Origin of the sequence: Haemophilus haemolyticus (assembly GCF_003352385.1) — a bacterium.
GTDB lineage: Bacteria > Pseudomonadota > Gammaproteobacteria > Enterobacterales > Pasteurellaceae > Haemophilus > Haemophilus haemolyticus_I.
Window position 1 is genome coordinate 508,190 of record NZ_CP031243.1, and the last position, 18,567, is coordinate 526,756.

The 18,567-nt window shown below is 38.7% G+C and carries 18 protein-coding genes and 3 tRNA genes; 11 read left to right on the forward strand and 10 right to left on the reverse strand.

Annotated features, from left to right (window positions below; genetic code table 11):
• Positions 1–7: 7 nt before the first annotated feature.
• A complete protein-coding gene (locus tag DV428_RS02650) occupies positions 8–835 on the reverse strand; it encodes a GPO family capsid scaffolding protein (RefSeq protein ID WP_114908580.1) in 828 nt (275 codons plus the stop codon).
• 164 nt (positions 836–999) lie between these two features.
• Here DV428_RS02650 and DV428_RS02655 point away from each other — a divergent pair, with 164 nt between their 5' ends.
• From DV428_RS02655 to murQ, 4 genes are all read left to right on the forward strand, one after another.
• Positions 1,000–2,781 carry a terminase large subunit domain-containing protein gene (locus DV428_RS02655; RefSeq protein WP_114908581.1) on the forward strand — a complete coding sequence of 594 codons (1,782 nt, stop codon included), beginning with the start codon at positions 1,000–1,002 and terminating at the stop codon, positions 2,779–2,781.
• A gap of 9 nt (positions 2,782–2,790) precedes the next feature.
• The gene (locus DV428_RS02660) at positions 2,791–3,801 is read left to right on the forward strand and encodes a phage portal protein (protein WP_114908582.1); all 1,011 of its coding nucleotides are present in this window, start codon (positions 2,791–2,793) and stop codon (positions 3,799–3,801) included.
• Positions 3,802–4,478: 677 nt separating this feature from the next.
• Entirely contained in the window at positions 4,479–5,618 is a 1,140-nt protein-coding gene (locus tag DV428_RS02665) for an anhydro-N-acetylmuramic acid kinase (RefSeq protein ID WP_162790762.1), read from the forward strand.
• Between the two features lie 9 nt (positions 5,619–5,627).
• Positions 5,628–6,539, forward strand: coding sequence for an N-acetylmuramic acid 6-phosphate etherase (gene murQ / locus DV428_RS02670; RefSeq protein ID WP_114908584.1), 912 nt, complete (start codon positions 5,628–5,630; stop codon positions 6,537–6,539).
• A 29-nt stretch (positions 6,540–6,568) separates the two neighbouring features.
• Here murQ and DV428_RS02675 read toward each other — a convergent pair whose 3' ends face one another.
• Together DV428_RS02675 and envC are read right to left on the reverse strand one after the other, a co-directional pair.
• Entirely contained in the window at positions 6,569–7,411 is an 843-nt protein-coding gene (locus DV428_RS02675; protein ID WP_114908585.1) for a divergent polysaccharide deacetylase family protein, read from the reverse strand.
• Positions 7,411–8,643 (reverse strand): murein hydrolase activator EnvC, encoded by a 1,233-nt coding sequence (gene envC / locus DV428_RS02680; protein WP_114908586.1) that lies wholly within the window; start codon positions 8,641–8,643, stop codon positions 7,411–7,413. Before envC ends, DV428_RS02675 begins: the two co-directional genes overlap by 1 nt.
• Positions 8,644–8,818: 175 nt before the next feature.
• Between envC and DV428_RS02685 the strand changes: the two genes are divergently transcribed.
• Both DV428_RS02685 and DV428_RS02690 read left to right on the forward strand, forming a co-directional pair.
• Positions 8,819–9,502 carry a 2,3-diphosphoglycerate-dependent phosphoglycerate mutase gene (locus tag DV428_RS02685; RefSeq protein ID WP_005625827.1) on the forward strand — a complete coding sequence of 228 codons (684 nt, stop codon included), beginning with the start codon at positions 8,819–8,821 and terminating at the stop codon, positions 9,500–9,502.
• Between the two features lie 77 nt (positions 9,503–9,579).
• Positions 9,580–10,182, forward strand: coding sequence for a hypothetical protein (locus DV428_RS02690; RefSeq protein WP_114908587.1), 603 nt, complete (start codon positions 9,580–9,582; stop codon positions 10,180–10,182).
• Positions 10,183–10,268: 86 nt separating this feature from the next.
• On the opposite strand, the gene rpmE is transcribed toward DV428_RS02690, so the two are convergent.
• On the reverse strand, positions 10,269–10,481 hold the full coding sequence (gene rpmE, locus DV428_RS02695; protein ID WP_005625828.1) for a 50S ribosomal protein L31: 213 nt from the start codon (positions 10,479–10,481) through the stop codon (positions 10,269–10,271).
• Positions 10,482–10,655: 174 nt separating this feature from the next.
• On the opposite strand from rpmE, the gene mutY reads away from it, so the two are divergent.
• The 5 genes from mutY (at position 10,656) to DV428_RS02720 (ending at position 13,522) form a co-directional block, all read left to right on the forward strand.
• On the forward strand, positions 10,656–11,792 hold the full coding sequence (mutY, locus tag DV428_RS02700; RefSeq protein WP_114908588.1) for an A/G-specific adenine glycosylase: 1,137 nt from the start codon (positions 10,656–10,658) through the stop codon (positions 11,790–11,792).
• On the forward strand, positions 11,770–12,042 hold the full coding sequence (locus DV428_RS02705; RefSeq protein ID WP_114908589.1) for an oxidative damage protection protein: 273 nt from the start codon (positions 11,770–11,772) through the stop codon (positions 12,040–12,042). The genes mutY and DV428_RS02705 overlap by 23 nt, the downstream gene beginning before the upstream one ends.
• 14 nt (positions 12,043–12,056) lie before the next feature.
• A complete protein-coding gene (gene mltC / locus DV428_RS02710) occupies positions 12,057–13,133 on the forward strand; it encodes a membrane-bound lytic murein transglycosylase MltC (protein WP_114908590.1) in 1,077 nt (358 codons plus the stop codon).
• 235 nt (positions 13,134–13,368) lie between these two features.
• A tRNA-Phe gene (locus DV428_RS02715) sits at positions 13,369–13,444 on the forward strand.
• 2 nt (positions 13,445–13,446) lie between these two features.
• Positions 13,447–13,522, forward strand: a tRNA-Asn gene (locus tag DV428_RS02720).
• Between the two features lie 479 nt (positions 13,523–14,001).
• Here DV428_RS02720 and DV428_RS02725 read toward each other — a convergent pair.
• The 6 genes from DV428_RS02725 to DV428_RS02750 all read right to left on the reverse strand — a co-directional run bounded on the left by DV428_RS02725 (position 14,002) and on the right by DV428_RS02750 (position 18,537).
• Positions 14,002–14,087: transfer RNA gene (locus tag DV428_RS02725), tRNA-Leu, on the reverse strand.
• Positions 14,088–14,111: 24 nt separating this feature from the next.
• Positions 14,112–14,450: a preprotein translocase subunit SecG gene (secG, locus tag DV428_RS02730; RefSeq protein ID WP_046939867.1), complete on the reverse strand. Its 339-nt coding sequence runs from the start codon at positions 14,448–14,450 to the stop codon at positions 14,112–14,114.
• A 108-nt stretch (positions 14,451–14,558) separates the two neighbouring features.
• Positions 14,559–16,514, reverse strand: coding sequence for a DNA topoisomerase III (locus DV428_RS02735; RefSeq protein ID WP_114908591.1), 1,956 nt, complete (start codon positions 16,512–16,514; stop codon positions 14,559–14,561).
• Between the two features lie 15 nt (positions 16,515–16,529).
• Positions 16,530–17,132, reverse strand: coding sequence for a recombination mediator RecR (gene recR / locus DV428_RS02740; RefSeq protein WP_053465245.1), 603 nt, complete (start codon positions 17,130–17,132; stop codon positions 16,530–16,532).
• Positions 17,133–17,193: 61 nt separating this feature from the next.
• On the reverse strand, positions 17,194–17,523 hold the full coding sequence (locus DV428_RS02745; protein WP_114908592.1) for a YbaB/EbfC family nucleoid-associated protein: 330 nt from the start codon (positions 17,521–17,523) through the stop codon (positions 17,194–17,196).
• A gap of 168 nt (positions 17,524–17,691) precedes the next feature.
• On the reverse strand, positions 17,692–18,537 hold the full coding sequence (locus DV428_RS02750) for a 23S rRNA (adenine(2030)-N(6))-methyltransferase RlmJ (protein ID WP_114908593.1): 846 nt from the start codon (positions 18,535–18,537) through the stop codon (positions 17,692–17,694).
• Between the last annotated feature and the right edge of the window lie 30 nt (positions 18,538–18,567).

Here is an 18,567-nt window from a genome sequence, read left to right on the forward strand (position 1 = left end):
TGTTCCTTTAGCAATCGGTTAAAAATTCGGATTTACCTTCACCGGCAACGATTGGACGTTTGCCGAAGTCGGCGGACGGTGCTTTTTCAAGCGTGGTGAATTTGGCTTGAATGCTTTCATTGGTGGCTTTCACTTCCGTTAATTCGGTTTGCTGTTTTGCTAAATCGGCAGAAAGTGCGGTCAATTTTTCCAATGTATCTTTGGTTTGTTCCGCTAAAAGCTCAATAGCTTGCGTTTGGTCGGCAAAGCGTTCATCGTCGGTTTTTTCTTTGTCGGCAAATAATGCGCGGATTTTGGCAAAAACAGACAGCCCTTTTTCTTTCACTTCTTCAAACTCTAATTTGGTTTCAATTGCGGCAGTGAAAAGGTTTTCGGCTTTTTCTTTGCGGTTGTTGAGAGGATTTGCGCTTGCACCGGCAGAAAATACCAACATTTCTGTGCCAAGACTTGCAGGATTGTCCGTTACAGCCAAACCGACTAAATAGGCTTCACCTGTGTCGGCAAAATTCGGATCGCACTCAATAGAGGTGTAGATTTTTTGACGGTCTTTATTGAGTTTGATTAAATCGTCCGTTGGGTCGATTTGAGCCAGTAACTGCAATTTACCTTCAGCATTTTCTTCCGTTTTTAAACCAACCACATCACCATAGCATTTTGAGTGCGGATCATCATTCCACATATAACGCCATTTAATGTGTTCAAGATTAACGCGAGCACCGTATTTTTTCGGGTCATAATTTGCCGCCATTTGTTCAATCCAAGTGCGATTGATTGTGCGACCGTCTGTAGTTGCCCCTTCCGTTGCGACTACAAACCATTTTGAAGTTTTTGCCATTGCTTATCCTTTGTTTGGTTTGATTCAAAGATTGCCATTATTCTGAAAGGTTTAATTTTGGTGGTCTATGAGTTGCTTTTGTTGTATGCCGATTCACAGAGCAAGCGGAAAGACTAACATTCGCCCCCTTTCTATTATGCGGTTGTAAATAGAAAGGATTAGGAATGGACGAACAAGTTATTAATCAACCTTCCCCCGAAGTGACGGCGGAAATCAAACGTAAAGCACAGCAGATGTATTTCAGTGGTTATAAAATCGCTGAAATATCTCGCCAGCTTGATATTCCTGCATCAACGATTGCTAGTTGGAAAGACAGAGAAAAGTGGGACGATATTGCGCCTGTTGGTCGGGTTGAATTGGCACTTGAGACAAGATTGAATTTGCTGATTGCAAAAGAAGAAAAGAGCGGTTCAGATTACAAAGAAATTGATTTGCTCGGTCGCCAAATGGAAAGAATGGCGAGAGTGAAAAAGTATACTTTTGGTGACGGCAATGAAGTAGATTTAAATCCGAAACTGGCGAACCGCAACAAGGGCGAACGGAAGAAAGCCGAACCCAATGCCATTGATCAGGAACAAGAGGAATTACTGATTAATGGCTTTCTTGATGGGATGTTTAATTATCAACGCATTTGGCACAAGGCGAAAGAACATCGAATCAGAAATATCTTAAAAAGTCGACAAATCGGGGCGACTTACTATTTTGCCCACGAAGCCTTTATTGATGCCTTGACGACGGGGCACAATCAAATTTTCTTATCTGCCAGTAAAAAACAAGCTTTGCAGTTTCGCTCGTACATTGTGAACTACGCCAAGCAAACGGCAGATGTAGATTTAAAAGGCGAAACCATCAAACTGCCAAATGGGGCTGAATTGATTTTCCTTGGCACGAACTCCGCTACGGCTCAATCCTACCACGGCAATTTATATTTTGATGAAGTGTTTTGGGTGCCTAAATTTGATGTGATGCGAAAAGTAGCATCAGGTATGGCTGCGCAAAAAATGTATCGCCAAACTTATTTTTCAACGCCGACCACAATTGCACACCCTGCTTATGCGTTCTTTTCGGGCAAGGCGTTTAATAAAAATCGGGCCAAGGCGGACAAAGTTGAAATTGACATTTCGCACGAGAATTTAAAAAGCGGAAAACTTTGTGCCGACCGCCAATGGAAGCAGATTGTGAGTATTTATGATGCAATGGAAGGTGGGTGCAATCTATTTAACATTGATGACCTAATCGCAGAAAACAGCAAAGAAGAATTTGAACAGTTGTTTTTGTGTCAATTTGCTGATGATAACAGTTCTGCTTTCAAGTTTTCCGACTTGCAACTTTGCCAGGTGGATAGTTTGGAAGAATGGCACGATTACAAGCCATTTTATCAACGCCCATTCGGCAATCGTGAAGTGTGGTTAGGTTATGACCCTGCTTTTACTGGCGACCGTGCAGCCTTAGTGATTGTTGCACCGCCGAAAGTGGAGGGGGGCGATTATCGCGTTTTACATAAACAAACTTTTCACGGTATGGATTACGAAACACAAGCAAGCCGCATTAAGCAGTTTTGTGATGATTACAATGTCACTCGTATCGTGATTGATAAAACGGGGATGGGATCGGGCGTTTATCAGGAAGTGAGAAAATTTTATCCAATGGCACAGGGCCTAGAGTATAACGCCGATCTTAAAAATGAAATGGTGTTAAAAACACAAAACTTAATTCAGAAACGTCGCCTGAAATTTGATAGTGGGGACAATGACATCGTGAGTAGTTTTATGACGGTGAAAAAACGCATTACTGGCACAGGGAAAATTACTTATGTATCGGATCGTTCGGAAGATGCAAGCCACGGCGATTTATCATGGGCGATTATGAACTGCATTTTAAATGTGCCTTATGGTTTAGGCGGCGATGTATCAAGCAACAAATCAACAATATTTACCTTTGAATAGGATAACCCAATGAGCAAAAACACAAAAAAATCCACCGCACTTTCTACTGGAAATCAAGCACAGGCATTTAGCTTTGGTGAACCTATTCCAGTGCTTGACCGTGCAGAAGTACTGAATTATTTTGAAAGCGTGTTGATGTATGAAAAATATTACAATCCGCCGATTAATTTAGGCTATTTAGCCAGAGCCCTCGGCGCATCCCCACACCATCAAAGTGCAATCACAGTGAAGAAAAATATCTTACTTTCTACCTGTAAAACGACCGCTCTTTTACCCAGAACACAACTTGAAAAACTGGTTCAGGATTATTTGGTATTTGGCAATGCGTTCATTGAAGTCGTGAAAAATGCATTCGGTGATGTGATTGCACTTAGATCGCCTTTAGCAAAATATATGCGTGTTGGTGTTGATGAAGGTCAATTCTTCCAAATCGTGACTGGCTATGAAGAATATGAATTTAAAAAAGGTTCCGTGCTGCAACTTATCAATCCTGACATTAACCAAGAGATTTACGGCGTGCCGGAATATTTGGCCGCACTTCAATCTGCTTTTTTAAATGAAAGTGCCACATTGTTCCGTCGTAAATATTATCTGAATGGCGCGCATGCGGGTTCGATTATTTACATGACCGATCCAACACAGAACCAAGACGATATTGAAGCAATCAAAACGCAAATCAGACAAACCAAGGGCACTGGCAACTTTAAGAATTTGTTTGTGTATATTCCAAACGGAAAGAAAGATGGGATGCAAGTTATTCCATTGTCTGATGCTATCGCCAAAGATGATTTCCTAAACATTAAGAACGCAAGTCGTGATGATGTGTTAGCTGCGCACCGCGTGCCACCGCAACTAATGGGAATTGTGCCTAATAATACAGGTGGTTTTGGTGACGTTGAAAAGGCAACGCGAGTGTTTTTTATTAATGAGATAATCCCATTGCAAGAACGATTGAAAGAGATTAATAGTTGGGTAGGGGAAGAAGTGATCACATTCTCCGATTACAAATTGCTAAATTAGATCTTTTCAAAAATACACAGCCCGCAGAAATGCGGGTTTTTTATTGCTAAAAGAGCTGTTTTTGTCCTGTATAGTATTAGCACTGCCCCGGTATATTATATCAAATCAATCAATATGACAAACCTTAAATCCTTATTTCAGCCCGATTTTTCGCCCAATTGTACGCATGAAAAATCGCAGTCAAACCCTCGCCACGCCCGCACACTAAAGATGTCGATTTCAACGCAATTTTAGATCCTTTGCAAAGCCTTTTCAGTAATAGCGCCTTTCAGATCCTGCATTTCAGATCTTTTAACGCAAACAAACGCAGAAAAGTGAAAAATCAGATCTTTTGGTAAGCAAAAAAGTTATGTGTCTAGATGTGTCGTCAGTGTGGCGTGGAGTGCGATTTTTTTTATGGTATATTAAAAGTGTTGCAGTTTTGATTGATTGGATAACTGATTGAATTATTTGTTATTTATTTTCTTAATGGCTACCAACTATTCACAGTTTACATAACTCCAAAACCGGGTGTTGGGAGTTCGAGCCTCTCCGCCCCTGCCATTAAAATATTCTTTTCAAGTGATCATAAAATATCTTTATATTCATACCTTTTTCATATTATTTAATAATTCTTTTTATTTTTCTTTTTGAATTAGATATATAATTATTGAGTTCAAAATATAAAAATAATTAGTATGAAACCTCAATATTATCTTGGCATGATGTCAGGCACTAGTCTAGATGGAGTGGATGTCGCTCTCGTTGATTTTTCTCTAGAGCCTCGACTTATCTTATCTGATTTTTTTCCTATGCCAGAAAATTTACGTCAGGAATTAACCAAACTCATTCAATCAGGTGAAACAACTCTACAAAATTTAGGCGAACTCGATCATGAGCTTGCTTTATTGTATTGCGATTGTGTAAATACTTTTCTACAAAAATATAATCTTCTTCCAAGCCAAATTGAAGCTATTGGTTGTCATGGGCAGACTGTATGGCACTCTCCTGCTTCAGCATTTCCTTTCACGATGCAACTAGGCGATATGAATTTATTGGTAGCGAAAACGGGAATATCTGTTATTGGTGATTTTCGTCGTAAAGATATGGCATTAGGCGGACAAGGCGCTCCTCTTGTACCCGCTTTCCATAAAGCTGTATTCTCAAATGCTAATTTTGCTACAGTTGTTTTAAATATTGGTGGGATTAGTAATGTTTCTATATTGTTTCCTAATCAACCTGTAATTGGGTTTGATACAGGGCCAGGTAATACATTATTAGATCAATGGATAGAAAAACACCAAGGCCTTCGCTATGACAAAAATGGTGAGTGGGCTTCAAAAGGCAACGTGAATCAAGTTCTGCTTGAGGAATTATTAAATGAACCTTTTTTCTCTTTACCCGCTCCAAAAAGTACAGGGAGAGAGTTATTTAATCTTGATTGGTTAATTGGCAAAGTAGAAAAAGCATCTGAAAAACTTACCGCGCTTTGCTCCAAAATCACATTATCCCCAGAAGATGTGCAAGCGACGCTTGTTGAATTGACGGTAACAAGCATTGTCAATGCACTAAATCAGCTCCAAATAGATTTACCAAAACGTTTACTAGTATGTGGCGGCGGTGCAAAGAATAGCTTAATTATGCGTGGATTGCATGATGATTTACTCGATTGGCAGGTTGGTACAACGACAGAGCAAGGTTTTGATATTGATTATGTAGAAGCCGCTGCTTTTGCTTGGTTGGCTTATTGTCGAATCAACAATTTACCAGCAAACCTGCCTAGCGTAACTGGCGCAAAAAGAGCGGTTAGTTTGGGGGCTATTTTCCCTAAAAACTAAGGTCAAAATATGAATGATATTATATTAAAAAGTTTATCTACGTTAATTACTGAACAACGAAATCCGAATTCACTTGATATTGATCATCAAAGTGCTTTAGATATTGTTCGATTAATGAATAAGGAAGATAAACAAGTTCCTTTAGCTATTGAAGCGTGTTTGCCTGAGATTTCGTTAGCGGTAGATAAAATCGTTCATGCTTTTCAACAGGGTGGGCGTCTAGTATATATTGGGGCTGGGACGAGCGGTCGTATCGGCGTATTGGATGCGTCAGAATGCCCCCCAACATTTGGTGTGTCTTCGGAAATGGTCAAAGGTATTATTGCGGGAGGCGGACATGCTATCCGTCATCCCGTAGAAGGGGCTGAAGACAATACGAAAGCTGTACTTGAAGATCTACAAAGCATAAATTTTTCAAAAAATGATGTATTAGTAGGAATCGCTGCAAGTGGTCGCACACCTTATGTTATTGCAGGTCTTAAATACGCTAAATCTCTTGGGGCATTGACAATTTCTATTGCAAGTAATCCAAAATCTGCGATGGCTGAGATAGCCGATATTGCGATAGAGACGATTGTTGGTCCTGAAATATTGACGGGGTCTAGCCGCTTAAAATCTGGCACAGCACAAAAAATGGTACTGAATATGCTGACTACGGCAAGTATGATTTTATTGGGTAAATGTTACGAAAATTTGATGGTCGATGTACAAGCCAGTAATGAAAAACTTAAAGCACGCGCTGTGCGTATTGTGATGCAAGCAACGGATTGTGATAAAGTGCTCGCTGAGCAGACATTGATTGAAGCAGATCAAAATGCCAAACTTGCAATTATGATGATTTTGAGTAATTTATCGAAATTAGAGGCGAAGGCATTATTAGAAACACATCAAGGTAAATTAAGAAATGCACTTTCTAAATAAGACAAAAACCTGATTGTAAAATCAGGTTTTCATTTTGGAATTCCGCGTAGTAATCCTACGGGTTCAAAAGGTTCCATTGAGGTTGGCGCAGGCATTTCTGTAAATAATAGAATAAATGGTTTAGGTGGAATTACTTTTTCATTGCGCCATAAGTTACCCATTCCGACAAGTTGGATATCTTCAGGTAAATTGTTAATTCCTGCTTGTAACACCGCAATGGTATTTGGACGAGGATGTCCTATCGCAATCGCTGTACCATGTTTCCTTGCATATTGAATTGCAGCTTGAAATTGATGTTGAATGTCAGCTAGTTCGTTACTGTCATCTAAAAATATGTGGCGATCTAATGAACGAACTCCTTGTTCTTTTGCTATTTTTCCTGCTACAGATTTTCCTATTGTTCGACTATCTAAAAAGAACAAATGTTTTTCTTGAAGTGCCGTCATTAAATAAGCCATTAATTGGGGATCGGCCGTAGCCGCGCTGCCCATGTGATTATTCATACCAATTGCATCATTCACGATATTTTTGGCTGTATTTACCCGATTATTGACTTGTGCTGAAGACATTCCTAAATGCAGCCCTCCATCTTCTATTTTCAGCGCACTCACCGGTTGCATCGGCATATGAATTAAAATGTCTCGGCCTTGAGATTTTGCTTCTTGATTACGTGCTCGAGCATGAGGTGCAGCAGGAATAATTGCGACGGAAATTTCACGCGGCATTGCAAAAATAGCCGCATCTTCTTTGAGATGATAGCCGACATCATCAATAACAATAGCAAGTTTATTTTGCGCAAGGGAGATGGAAGTATAAAGTGCGGTAGAAAAAATGATGAAATTTTTCACCGCACTTTTTATGAGAAGTTTCATTAACGAATCCATCCAGTTGGATTCACAGGTGTGCCTTTTCGGCTAATTCCAAAATAGAGTGCGGAACGCGAAATTTCACCAGTATTGCCCACTTGAGCAATAGTTTGTCCAGCAGAAACAAGTTGACCAACTTTTACCAATACGGCTTGATTGAAACCATACAAACTTAAGTCGGTTTCACCATGTTTGACGATGACCATATAACCGTAGCCATTCAAATACCCCGCTAAAATGACACGTCCAGCCGCAATGGCTTTGACTGCAGTTCCAGCTGAGGCACCAATAACCATACCTTTCCAACGAACTTCACCTGCCTGAATCGTTCCAAAATTATGTAAAGTTGGCCCTGAAACTGGTGCTGAATATTGTTTTTTGGCAATCCCTAAACCACTTGTACTGTTAAGCAATTGACGTTCTTGTGCTGTAGGTTGATAAGGTTTTGAAGTCCGTTTTTCTTCAGCTTGTTGTCGTTGTGAAAGTGCTTCTCGCTCTCTTTTTTCTTGTTCTAAGGCCGCTTTTTCGGCACGTTGAATTTCTTGACGGAGCGCTTGTTCATTAGCCTTTAGGTTATCCAATTTATTTTGATCTCTCGCCAAATTTTTATTAAGTTCATTTAGCGTAGATTGACGTTCTTGTTGTGATTTTTGTAATTCTTGTTGCTGTTTTTTTTGCGTTAAAAGTTGATCTCGATGATTTTTTTGCTGACCTAAAATTGATTCTTTTTGAGATACAATTTGAGCTTGTGTTGCTTTTAAACTATCAATTATTTCTATTCGAACTTGGTTTAAGTGTTGATAGTACACTTTCATGCGTTCTGCTTTTTCCGCATTTTTAGAAAACATTCTTTCAATGACAGAAGGATTTAAACCGGAGCGATAAATCATATCCATTTGTTTTGCTAAGCGTGATTTTTGTTCAGACTCTTGTTTTTCTAATTGTTTGAGTTGTTTATCTGAATCAGAAATTTGCTTACGAATTTCTTTCAAGCTCATTTCTGTTTCATGTAACTCACCCACGACAGCATTAATTTTACTTTCATGGTTTTTCAAATTAGCTTGTAGCTTAGCTTGCTCGCGTTTTTGTTCAGCAATTTTAGATTCTTGTTGCTTAATTTGCTTTTGAATCTGGTTAAGATCGGAAGCATGGCTTATTGGGGAAAAAATCAACAAACCGCAGCTAAAAAGTGCGGTGAAAAATGGTGATATTTTTTTGTTTAATCCTGAATACAGCATAATTTTTCCCAAATTCTTAAAATCGCACAAATCTTATCATATTTGTTAAAAGGCGAAAAAGTTTAGCCTCTATTTTTTGCTAAAGATCAGGAAAACTCGCCTTTTTGCTTTTAAACATACTCAATTTTTGCTATAAAGTGCGAGTTATCTTTTACTTAAATTTTAGGAGATTCTTATGGAATTAGTATTTATCCGTCACGGTTTTAGTGAATGGAATGCGAAAAACTTGTTCACTGGCTGGCGTGATGTAAATTTAACAGAGCGCGGCGTAGAAGAAGCAAAAGCAGCGGGCAAAAAATTATTAGATGCTGGCTATGAGTTTGATATCGCATTTACATCTGTGCTAACTCGTGCAATCAAAACTTGTAACATCGTGTTAGAAGAATCCCATCAATTATGGATTCCTCAAGTGAAAAACTGGCGTTTAAATGAACGTCATTATGGTGCTTTACAAGGTTTAGATAAAAAAGCGACAGCGGAACAATACGGTGACGAACAAGTTCATATTTGGCGTCGTTCTTATGACATTTCTCCACCAGATCTAGATCCACAAGATCCAAACTCTGCACACAATGACCGTCGTTACGCAAATATTCCATCTGACGTAGTGCCGAATGCAGAAAATTTAAAAATTACTTTAGAGCGTGCACTTCCATTCTGGGAAGACCAAATTGCACCAGCAATGCTTTCTGGTAAACGCGTTTTAGTTGTTGCTCACGGTAACTCACTCCGTGCATTGGCAAAACATATTATTGGTATTTCTGATGCTGAAATTATGGATTTTGAAATTCCAACAGGCCAACCTTTAGTATTAAAACTTGATGATAAATTAAATTACGTAGAACACTATTACCTTTAATTTATCGCTTTACTTTTTTAATTTAACATTCAAAGTGCGGTTAATTTTAACCGCACTTTATGTTTAAGGAGACATGAATGAGAAAATTGATAACATTCATTTTGGTGTTGTTGCCATTTTTTACAACATCAGTTACTGCAGCACCAGTACATAAAAATCAAATAAATAAAAAAATTGTAGTAATCAAATCTTTAGATAAAAAACAACAAACTAAAAAAACGAAAGAAACTAAATTAGTTCTAACCAAGAAAATGAGTACTAAAAATAAAAAACAAGCTGTGAAATTGACAGACAAAAAGCCTAAAGCTTTGGTAAAGGAAATTAGTTCGAAACGTAAGACATCTATTGAGAAAAAACCGACAACAGTTGTTTCAGCAAAACATAAAAAAACTATAAAGGAGAAATCAGTTTATAAGCCCGTGATCGTACCACAGTGTAATGATTTTTCTGTGTCAAAAGTGCTATCTGATGCATTTAAGCAGCAAGGAGATTCAACCAAAACCAGCATGATGGTGAAACAAATTCTTCAAGCAAGAGAAACGCAATTTTATCCACAAAAAGGCATTCGAAGCTGCCATGCTTTAGTAGTGACGGATGGAAAAAGTTATCAAACAGATTACAGCATTATTTTGAATGATAAAGGATTTTTCGTTCAGGTTGAGAATGCGATGAGTTTGTAAACTAGTTTGTTGAAATGAGCAACAATTTTATCTTATTGATAAAACAAAACCCCGCAAATTGGCGGGGTTTTTTAAACAAGTCAAAATTATTTTGTGCTTGGAATTTTGAAACGGCTGTTGAAACGCTCAACACGACCACCAGTATCAACAACACGTTGTTTACCAGTATAGAATGGGTGGCAGTTACCACACACATCAAGATTGATGTCTTTACCTAAAGTTGAACGAGTTTTGATCACATTACCACAAGAACAGGTTGCTGTGATTTCTTTATATTCAGGATGAATACCTTGTTTCATAGAAAACCTCAAAATGAAGCCACGCCGCTATAGGAACTTTCTCCCCACACCGCGTGAGTTAATAATACGCCATAATTGGCACCAAATAGATCGCGGATTATACTGAAAAAATACAGATAAACAAGCCTTATTTTCGTGTAAAATCGTTAGGATTTTTAACCACACTTTTCTTTTATGTTAGCAAAATCTTCAAGTAACGCACCTTTTGCACAATCTGTGCTGAAATGGTATGACAAATTTGGCCGCAAACATTTGCCGTGGCAACAAGATAAAACGCTTTATGGTGTGTGGCTTTCTGAGGTGATGTTACAACAAACACAAGTTGCGACAGTGATTCCTTATTTTGAGCGATTTATTAAAACATTTCCAAATATCACCGCACTTGCCAATGCTTCGCAAGACGAAGTTTTGCATTTATGGTCTGGTTTAGGCTATTACGCTCGGGCGCGTAATTTGCATAAAGCGGCCCAAAAAGTGCGGGATGAATTTAATGGCAATTTTCCGGCAGATTTTATGCATGTTTGGGCGTTACCAGGCGTGGGGCGATCGACAGCTGGCGCTATTTTATCTTCTGTATTAAATCAGCCTTATCCGATTTTAGACGGTAATATAAAACGAGTGTTAGCTCGCTATTTTGCCGTTGAGGGGTGGCCTGGTGAGAAAAAAATAGAAAATCAGTTGTGGACGTTGACGGAACAGGTTACACCCATAGATCGTGTGGCGGATTTTAATCAAGCTATGATGGATATTGGCGCGATGGTATGTACGCGAACTAAACCAAAATGTGAGCTTTGCCCATTAAATTTGGAGTGTTTAGTTTATCAAAATCATAGTTGGGAAAAGTTTCCTACCAAAAAGCCTAAAAGAAATATGCCAGAAAAAGAGACTTATTTTTTGATTTTATCTAAAAATGGCAAAGTGTGCTTGGAGCAGCGAGAAAACTCGGGATTATGGGGCGGATTGTTTTGTTTTCCTCAATTTGAAGATAAAGCTTCGTTGCTTCATTTTTTAGTGCAAGAAAAAGTCAGCTATTATCAAGAATGGCCAGCTTTTCGTCATACCTTTAGCCATTTCTATTTAGATATCTATCCTATTTATGCAGAAATGGACGGTGGAATTAATATTGAGCAAGCTAATTTAGATTGGCGCAAAGTTGTGGAAAGTCCAAAAGAATATCAATCAAATCTATCAAGTGCGGTCAAATATTGGTATGATCCGAAAAATCCTGAACAGATCGGGCTGGCTCAGCCTGTGAAGAATCTTTTAATACAATTTGAAAGGAACTATTATGGCAAGAATGGTATTTTGTGAGTATCTCAAACAAGAAGCGGAAGGTTTAGATTTCCAACTTTATCCTGGTGAACTAGGTAAACGAATTTTTGATTCGGTGAGTAAGCAAGCTTGGGGCGAATGGATTAAGAAACAGACAATGCTAGTGAATGAGAAAAAACTCAATATGATGAATGCGGAACACCGTAAATTGTTAGAACAAGAAATGGTAAATTTTTTGTTTGAGGGTAAAGATGTTCATATTGAAGGTTATGTTCCTCCATCAAATTAATTGGCTGTTATACAATGAAAAAGTATTTAGTATTAGCGTTATTACCGCTTTTGTATGCTTGTAGCGATTCGTTGAATCGTGGGGGCATTAATTATGATGAGTCCTTTGCAAAAGACACGCAAGGCTTAGATATCCTCACAGGGCAATTCTCGCATAATATTGACCGCATTTGGGGCGTCAATGAATTGTTAGTGGCTAGTCGAAAAGATTACGTGAAATATACAGATTCTTTTTATACGCGTAGCCACGTGAGTTTTGATGAAGGTAATATCGTTATTGAAACCCAGCAAGATCTAAATCGTTTACATAATGCTATTGTCCATACCTTGTTAATGGGGGCTGATGCAAAAGGTATTGATTTATTTGCATCTGGAGATGTGCCGATTAGCTCTCGCCCATTCCTTTTAGGACAGGTTGTGGATCATCAAGGGCAACAAATTGCTAATCAAGTTATTGCAAGTAATTTCGCCACTTACTTGATTCAAAATAAATTACAAACTCGTCGATTACAAAACGGGCATACTGTGCAATTTGTTGCGATTCCAATGATTGCAAATCACGTAGAAGTGCGCGCACAGAAATATCTACCATTGGTTCGTAAAGCGGCTGAACGTTATGGCATTGATGAAAGTTTGATCTTGGGTATTATGCAAACAGAATCTAGTTTTAACCCATATGCGATTAGCTATGCAAATGCAATTGGATTAATGCAAGTTGTGCCTCATACAGCAGGTCGAGATGTGTTTGCAATGAAAGGAAAGGGCGGTCAACCATCAACGCGTTATTTATATGATCCTGCGAATAATATTGATGCTGGCGTATCTTATTTGTGGATTTTACAAAATCAATATTTAGATGGAATTACGAATCCAACCTCAAAACGTTTTGCAATGATTTCTGCTTATAATAGCGGTGCTGGCGCTGTATTGCGTGTTTTTGATAATGATAAGGATATGGCGATTTACAAAATTAACCAAATGTATCCAGAGCAAGTTTATCGCATTCTAACGACGGCTCACCCATCATCACAAGCTCGCAATTATTTGTTGAAAGTTGATAAGGCACAGAAAAAATTCCGTGTCAGACGATAATTGAATTTTTCAGATAATTAAAAATGCTCGTTGGGAAATGCCATCGAGCATTTTTTTATAATAAGTGCGGTTTGTTTTAAAATAATTTTATTATTTCGTTGTTTTAATAAACATATTGATGATTAACTATTCAAACGCAATGTTTTTTTGTGTTTTTTTAAATTTAGGTGTTGACCGAATCCCGAAAAAATAGTTTAATACGCTCCGTTGTCAGGCAGTAGCCAATAACGATAACGCCTCGATAGCTCAGTCGGTAGAGCAGGGGATTGAAAATCCCCGTGTCGGTGGTTCGATTCCGCCTCGAGGCACCATTTCCTCCTTAGTTCAGTCGGTAGAACGGTGGACTGTTAATCCATATGTCGCAGGTTCGAGTCCCGCAGGAGGAGCCAAATTTAGAAAAGCCGCTAAATAAATTTAGCGGCTTTTTGCCATCTCTTATTCCTGCACATAAATCATTTCCCTTTTAAAACAGAAGTTATTAAGCATTAGAATTAATTCTCTTTCTTCCCATCCCTTTGTTTTTTTATCTTCTTTCTTTTGTATTTACATTGATGATTTAAATTAATAAAGAAAAACGTTCATATGGACCTTGTGTACATTTATAAGGATTAGATCTTGTTATAGCAGGGATAATTTCTTTGATATGTTGTACAGCTTGTAATAATGAAATAAAGCCTTTATAGGGCATTCAAGGAAAACTCTTTACCATATCTAATAATCAGGTCTTATCTTCTATTGTTTGCTGTTTTTGATATTGAATACTGGGATCGTATTGTGATGGAATATGAGACTGGAAATAAGATGAATTCAATAATAGTAGATAAAACAAAACCCCGCGATTAGTTTCGCGAGGCTTTGTTTAGTCAAATGGTGCTCTGGGCGAGACTTGAACTCGCACGACCTGCGGTCACTACCCCCTCAAGATAGCGTGTCTACCAATTCCACCACCAGAGCGTTAATTTTTATGCTAATCCTATTTTATTGTGGGATGTCGCTATTTTTATTGTCTTTCGCTGGAGCTGCTTGTTGTTGAACTTGCTCTGCAGCTTGAGATAAATCGTCAAAAGCACCTTTTTGAATATTGCCTTTATGTGAATTCATGTTACCTAAAACAAGAGCAATAACAAAAAATGCGGTTGCTAAAATCGCGCTAGTACGTGTTAAAAAGTTACCTGCACCGGCAGAGCCAAACATTGTACCTGATGCGCCACCACCAAAAGATGCGCCAGCGTTCGCTCCTTTACCTTGTTGAACGAGAATAAACCCGATCAAGGCAATCGCGACAACAACATAAATAAATAAAAGAACTTGATACATTTTTTCTCTCTAATTTGCAATTTTGCAAGAAAACTGGTCGTGAATGTTATAGAAAATTCAATTTTCTCGCAAGTGCTTTGCATAAAAAAAATATTAATTGGTTTAACTTTAATCAGTTTCACCGTTTGATTTACTCAATTTTTTTACCGTACTTTTAAGTTTCGCTCTATCGGATTTAATCATTTTAATGCGACTTAATTGTCTTAATGCATTAAGATCTACAAAACGGACTAAATCAGGCAACATTTGATTTAAGTTATGCATAAATTGTTGATAGGTTGCTTGTTTTTGACTAATGTCTGTGAGTTGCGATTCCCAATGGGCCGTCATATCTGGTTGGGTGGCAATATCTGGTAATGCCTGAATTAAAATTCTTCCTGTTTCTGTACTGTGAATATTTCGCCCTTTTTTCGTTAAAAAACCGCGTTTAAAAAGTAATTCAATGATGCCTGCGCGAGTAGCCTCTGTACCCAATCCATCGGTTTCTCGCAGGATTTTTTTGAGTTCTTTATTCTGTACAAATCGAGCAATCCCAGTCATTGCAGAAAGCAAGGTTGCATCCGTGAAAGGTTTTGGCGGTTGAGTTTTTTTACTGATCACTTCTCCGCGTTCACAATGCAAAATTTGTCCTTTCTTTACTATTGGTAATAAGGGTTCTTGATTTTCTGTGTCGTCTTCTTTGCCTAACAATTCTTTCCACCCCGCCGTTTGTAAATTTCGCGCTTGAGCTATAAAAGTACCTCCGGCGATATTTAATGTGATTTTGCTTTTACGATATTCTGCGTCAGGACAAAATTGCATTAAATATTGGCGAGCGATAAGGCTGTAAATATTACGTTCTTCTTGTGTTAGATTTACTGGGCGATTTTTGGCAGTCGGAATGATTGCATGGTGAGCTTCTACTTTTTTATCATTCCAACAGCGATTTCTCTGTTCAGTTGAAATGACATTTGGTAAGCGTTGATAAGCTTCACAATGGGTTGAAATTGCATTTAATACATTGTGTCGTTCAGCAAAATGTTCTTCGGGTAAATAGCGACAATCAGAACGCGGATAAGTAATTAAACGATGAGTTTCATATAGGCGTTGGCACGTATCTAATACGGCTTGAGCGGACATACCGAATCGCTTTGCCGCATCAATTTGTAACGCAGAAAGGGAATAAGGCAAAGGCGCCGTTTCTTTCTCGCGTACGTCTTTATATTCAGTTACTTCTGCTGGTTGATTTGTAATACGTTTTACAACGTTTTCTGCTAATCCTTTAGAGAGCACCCTACCGTCATCATCTTGGTAATCTTCACAAGCTTTGCTTGGTTGCCACAAGGCACTGAAAAGTGCGGTTGATTTTTCTGGAGTTTTTTCTTCTTTGTTCTCTGGATTAACCCAAGCGAGCACTTCAAAAAAGTCTTTGGGTTGGAAATGCTCAATTTCTAAATCTCGGCGTACAATTAAGCCTAACACTGGGGTTTGTACTCGCCCCACAGAAAGCACGCCATCATAGCCAGTTTGTCTACCTCGAATGGTATAAGCTCTGGTCATATTAATACCATAAAGCCAATCGGCGCGGGCTCGTGCGAGTGCAGAGGTGGCAAGAGGAATAAAGTTACGGTTGGGTTGTAATTTTTTAACCGCTTTTTCTACCGCACTTGGATTCAGGTCGCTAATTAAGCAGCGTAAAATTTTATCGCGTTTTTCGGCAGATAAATTAGCATAACTGAACACTTCATCTACCAGTAATTGTCCTTCTCTATCCGGGTCTCCTGCATTAACAAGTGTATCCGCTTGATGGATCAGTTTTTCCACCACAGAAAGTTGTTTTTTCACTTCTTTTCTCGGTAAAAGTTGCCATTTTTCGGGAATGATTGGGAGATGTTCTAAACGCCATTGTTTGAATTTAGGATCATAGGCATCGGGTTCTGCTTGCTCGAGCAAATGCCCTACACACCAAGTTACCACATCATTATCGCCACATTTAATAAAACCATCCCCACGTTGATGGGGTTTGGGTAGCACATCTGCAATAGCACGAGCTAAGCTTGGTTTTTCGGCGATAAATAAACGCATAATGGTATGAGAAGATTAGTCGATTTGACGACGACCAAGAAAAGAGTGAGTAAGCGTAGTGCCGTCCACAGTTTCCAGTTCACCACCGACAGGAATGCCATGAGCGATACGACTCACTTTGATATTATGTTGGCGGCACATTTCAGCGATGTAATTTGCTGTTGCATCGCCTTCCACAGTTGGGTTTGTTGCAAGAATCACTTCGTGGAAAGATTCTTCAACTAAACGTTTTTGCAGTAAATCTAAACCAATTTCACGAGGTCCAATACCATCAAGTGGTGATAAGTGTCCCATTAAGACAAAATAACGTCCTGAAAATTGCCCTGTTTGCTCAATAGCTTGAATATCTGCAGGCATTTCAACGACACAAAGCAAACCTGAATTTTGACGGCGAGGATTATTGCAAATATTGCAAATTTCCTCCTCAGTAAAATCCCGACACTGTGAACAATGACCAATTCTAGACATGGCTTCTGTGAGTGCTCGAGCCAAATTCATCCCACCGCTACGATTACGCTGTAAAAGATGATAAGCCATACGTTGCGCAGATTTAGGCCCCACGCCTGGAAGACAACGTAAGTTTTCAATAAGGTGTTCTAAAAGTGGACTGCTTTGCATAGTGATTAATGAGAGGAAACTGAGAGATGACGCGTGAATCTTATCTTCACGCGCCTAATAATTAAAACGGAAACTTCATTCCTGGTGGTAATGGCATTCCAGCAGTAACCGATGCCATTTTTTCTTTTTGTAATTCTTCTGCACGACGCACCGCATCGTTAAAAGCAGCTGCGATTAAATCTTCTAACATTTCTTTATCGTCTTCCATTAAAGACGGATCAATGTTAATGCGACGGCAGTTATGTGCACCATTAATTGTGATTTTCACTAAACCTGCACCAGATTCACCCGTTACTTCTAGTTGCGCGATTTCTTCCTGCATTTTTTGCATTTTTTCTTGCATTTGTTGGGCTTGTTTGATTAAGCCGCCTAAACCGCCTTTTCCAAACATAATGTTATCCTTTATTAAGTCAAAAATTGCGTGCATTCTAGCGAAAAAATGGGCTTTTGGGAACAGTGGGGTTAATGATTTGGGGTATTTAAAATCTCAGAAAATTTCACCGCACTTTTGAAGTAAAGTGCGGTGAAATTTAGTGCGGTTTAGAATGGGAAGAGACGGTTATTCAGGTGTAATCCATTCGACAGTCCAGCTTCCTGTACCTTCTGGAACTAATGTTTTTGTGAGATAAGACAAAATTTCTTTCATTTGGGTTTCTAATGTCCAAGGTGGATTAATTACCACCATACCGCTTGCCGTCATACCTCGTTGATCGCTATCAGGGCGAACAGCGAGTTCAATTTTTAGAATTTTTCTAATCCCTGTTGCTTCTAAGCCCTTAAAAATACGTTTGGTTTGTTGGCGTAATACAACGGGATACCAAATCGCGTAGGTACCAGTGGCAAAACGCTTATAACCTTCTTCAATAGCTTTGACGACAAGATCATAATCTTCTTTTAATTCATAAGGCGGATCGATTAGCACTAAGCCACGACGTTCTTTGGGAGGTAGCGTTGCTTTGACTTGTTGAAAGCCATTGTCACATTTTACGGTGACATTTTTGTAGTCGCTAAAATTATTGCGAAGGATTGGATAATCGCTAGGATGAAGCTCGGTCAATAGTGCACGATCTTGTGGGCGCAACAATTCCGCGGCAATTAACGGTGAGCCAGCGTAATAACGTAGTTCTTTGCCACCATAATTGAGTTTTTTGATCATTTTTACATAACGAGCAACATCTTCGGGTAAGTCTGTTTGATCCCACAAGCGTCCAATACCTTCTTTATATTCCCCCGTTTTTTCTGATTCGTTTGAGGATAAACGATAACGACCTACACCAGAGTGCGTATCCAAATAAAAAAAGCCTTTTTCTTTGAGTTTAAGGTTTTCCAAAATAAGCATTAAGACGATATGTTTTAAGACATCAGCATGATTGCCTGCATGGAATGAGTGACGATAACTCAGCATAATATATCCTTTGTTTTATAACGAAAGCGA

What these genes read in the sequence shown, in the direction of transcription:
- DV428_RS02650 (WP_114908580.1), bottom strand. Translation starts at nt 835, where the DNA reads ATGGCAAAAACTTCAAAATGGTTTGTAGTCGCAACGGAAGGGGCAACT.
- DV428_RS02655 (WP_114908581.1), top strand. Translation starts at nt 1,000, where the DNA reads ATGGACGAACAAGTTATTAATCAACCTTCCCCCGAAGTGACGGCGGAA.
- DV428_RS02660 (WP_114908582.1), top strand. Translation starts at nt 2,791, where the DNA reads ATGAGCAAAAACACAAAAAAATCCACCGCACTTTCTACTGGAAATCAA.
- DV428_RS02665 (WP_162790762.1), top strand. Translation starts at nt 4,479, where the DNA reads ATGAAACCTCAATATTATCTTGGCATGATGTCAGGCACTAGTCTAGAT.
- murQ (WP_114908584.1), top strand. Translation starts at nt 5,628, where the DNA reads ATGAATGATATTATATTAAAAAGTTTATCTACGTTAATTACTGAACAA.
- DV428_RS02675 (WP_114908585.1), bottom strand. Translation starts at nt 7,411, where the DNA reads ATGAAACTTCTCATAAAAAGTGCGGTGAAAAATTTCATCATTTTTTCT.
- envC (WP_114908586.1), bottom strand. Translation starts at nt 8,643, where the DNA reads ATGCTGTATTCAGGATTAAACAAAAAAATATCACCATTTTTCACCGCA.
- DV428_RS02685 (WP_005625827.1), top strand. Translation starts at nt 8,819, where the DNA reads ATGGAATTAGTATTTATCCGTCACGGTTTTAGTGAATGGAATGCGAAA.
- DV428_RS02690 (WP_114908587.1), top strand. Translation starts at nt 9,580, where the DNA reads ATGAGAAAATTGATAACATTCATTTTGGTGTTGTTGCCATTTTTTACA.
- rpmE (WP_005625828.1), bottom strand. Translation starts at nt 10,481, where the DNA reads ATGAAACAAGGTATTCATCCTGAATATAAAGAAATCACAGCAACCTGT.
- mutY (WP_114908588.1), top strand. Translation starts at nt 10,656, where the DNA reads ATGTTAGCAAAATCTTCAAGTAACGCACCTTTTGCACAATCTGTGCTG.
- DV428_RS02705 (WP_114908589.1), top strand. Translation starts at nt 11,770, where the DNA reads ATGGCAAGAATGGTATTTTGTGAGTATCTCAAACAAGAAGCGGAAGGT.
- mltC (WP_114908590.1), top strand. Translation starts at nt 12,057, where the DNA reads ATGAAAAAGTATTTAGTATTAGCGTTATTACCGCTTTTGTATGCTTGT.
- secG (WP_046939867.1), bottom strand. Translation starts at nt 14,450, where the DNA reads ATGTATCAAGTTCTTTTATTTATTTATGTTGTTGTCGCGATTGCCTTG.
- DV428_RS02735 (WP_114908591.1), bottom strand. Translation starts at nt 16,514, where the DNA reads ATGCGTTTATTTATCGCCGAAAAACCAAGCTTAGCTCGTGCTATTGCA.
- recR (WP_053465245.1), bottom strand. Translation starts at nt 17,132, where the DNA reads ATGCAAAGCAGTCCACTTTTAGAACACCTTATTGAAAACTTACGTTGT.
- DV428_RS02745 (WP_114908592.1), bottom strand. Translation starts at nt 17,523, where the DNA reads ATGTTTGGAAAAGGCGGTTTAGGCGGCTTAATCAAACAAGCCCAACAA.
- DV428_RS02750 (WP_114908593.1), bottom strand. Translation starts at nt 18,537, where the DNA reads ATGCTGAGTTATCGTCACTCATTCCATGCAGGCAATCATGCTGATGTC.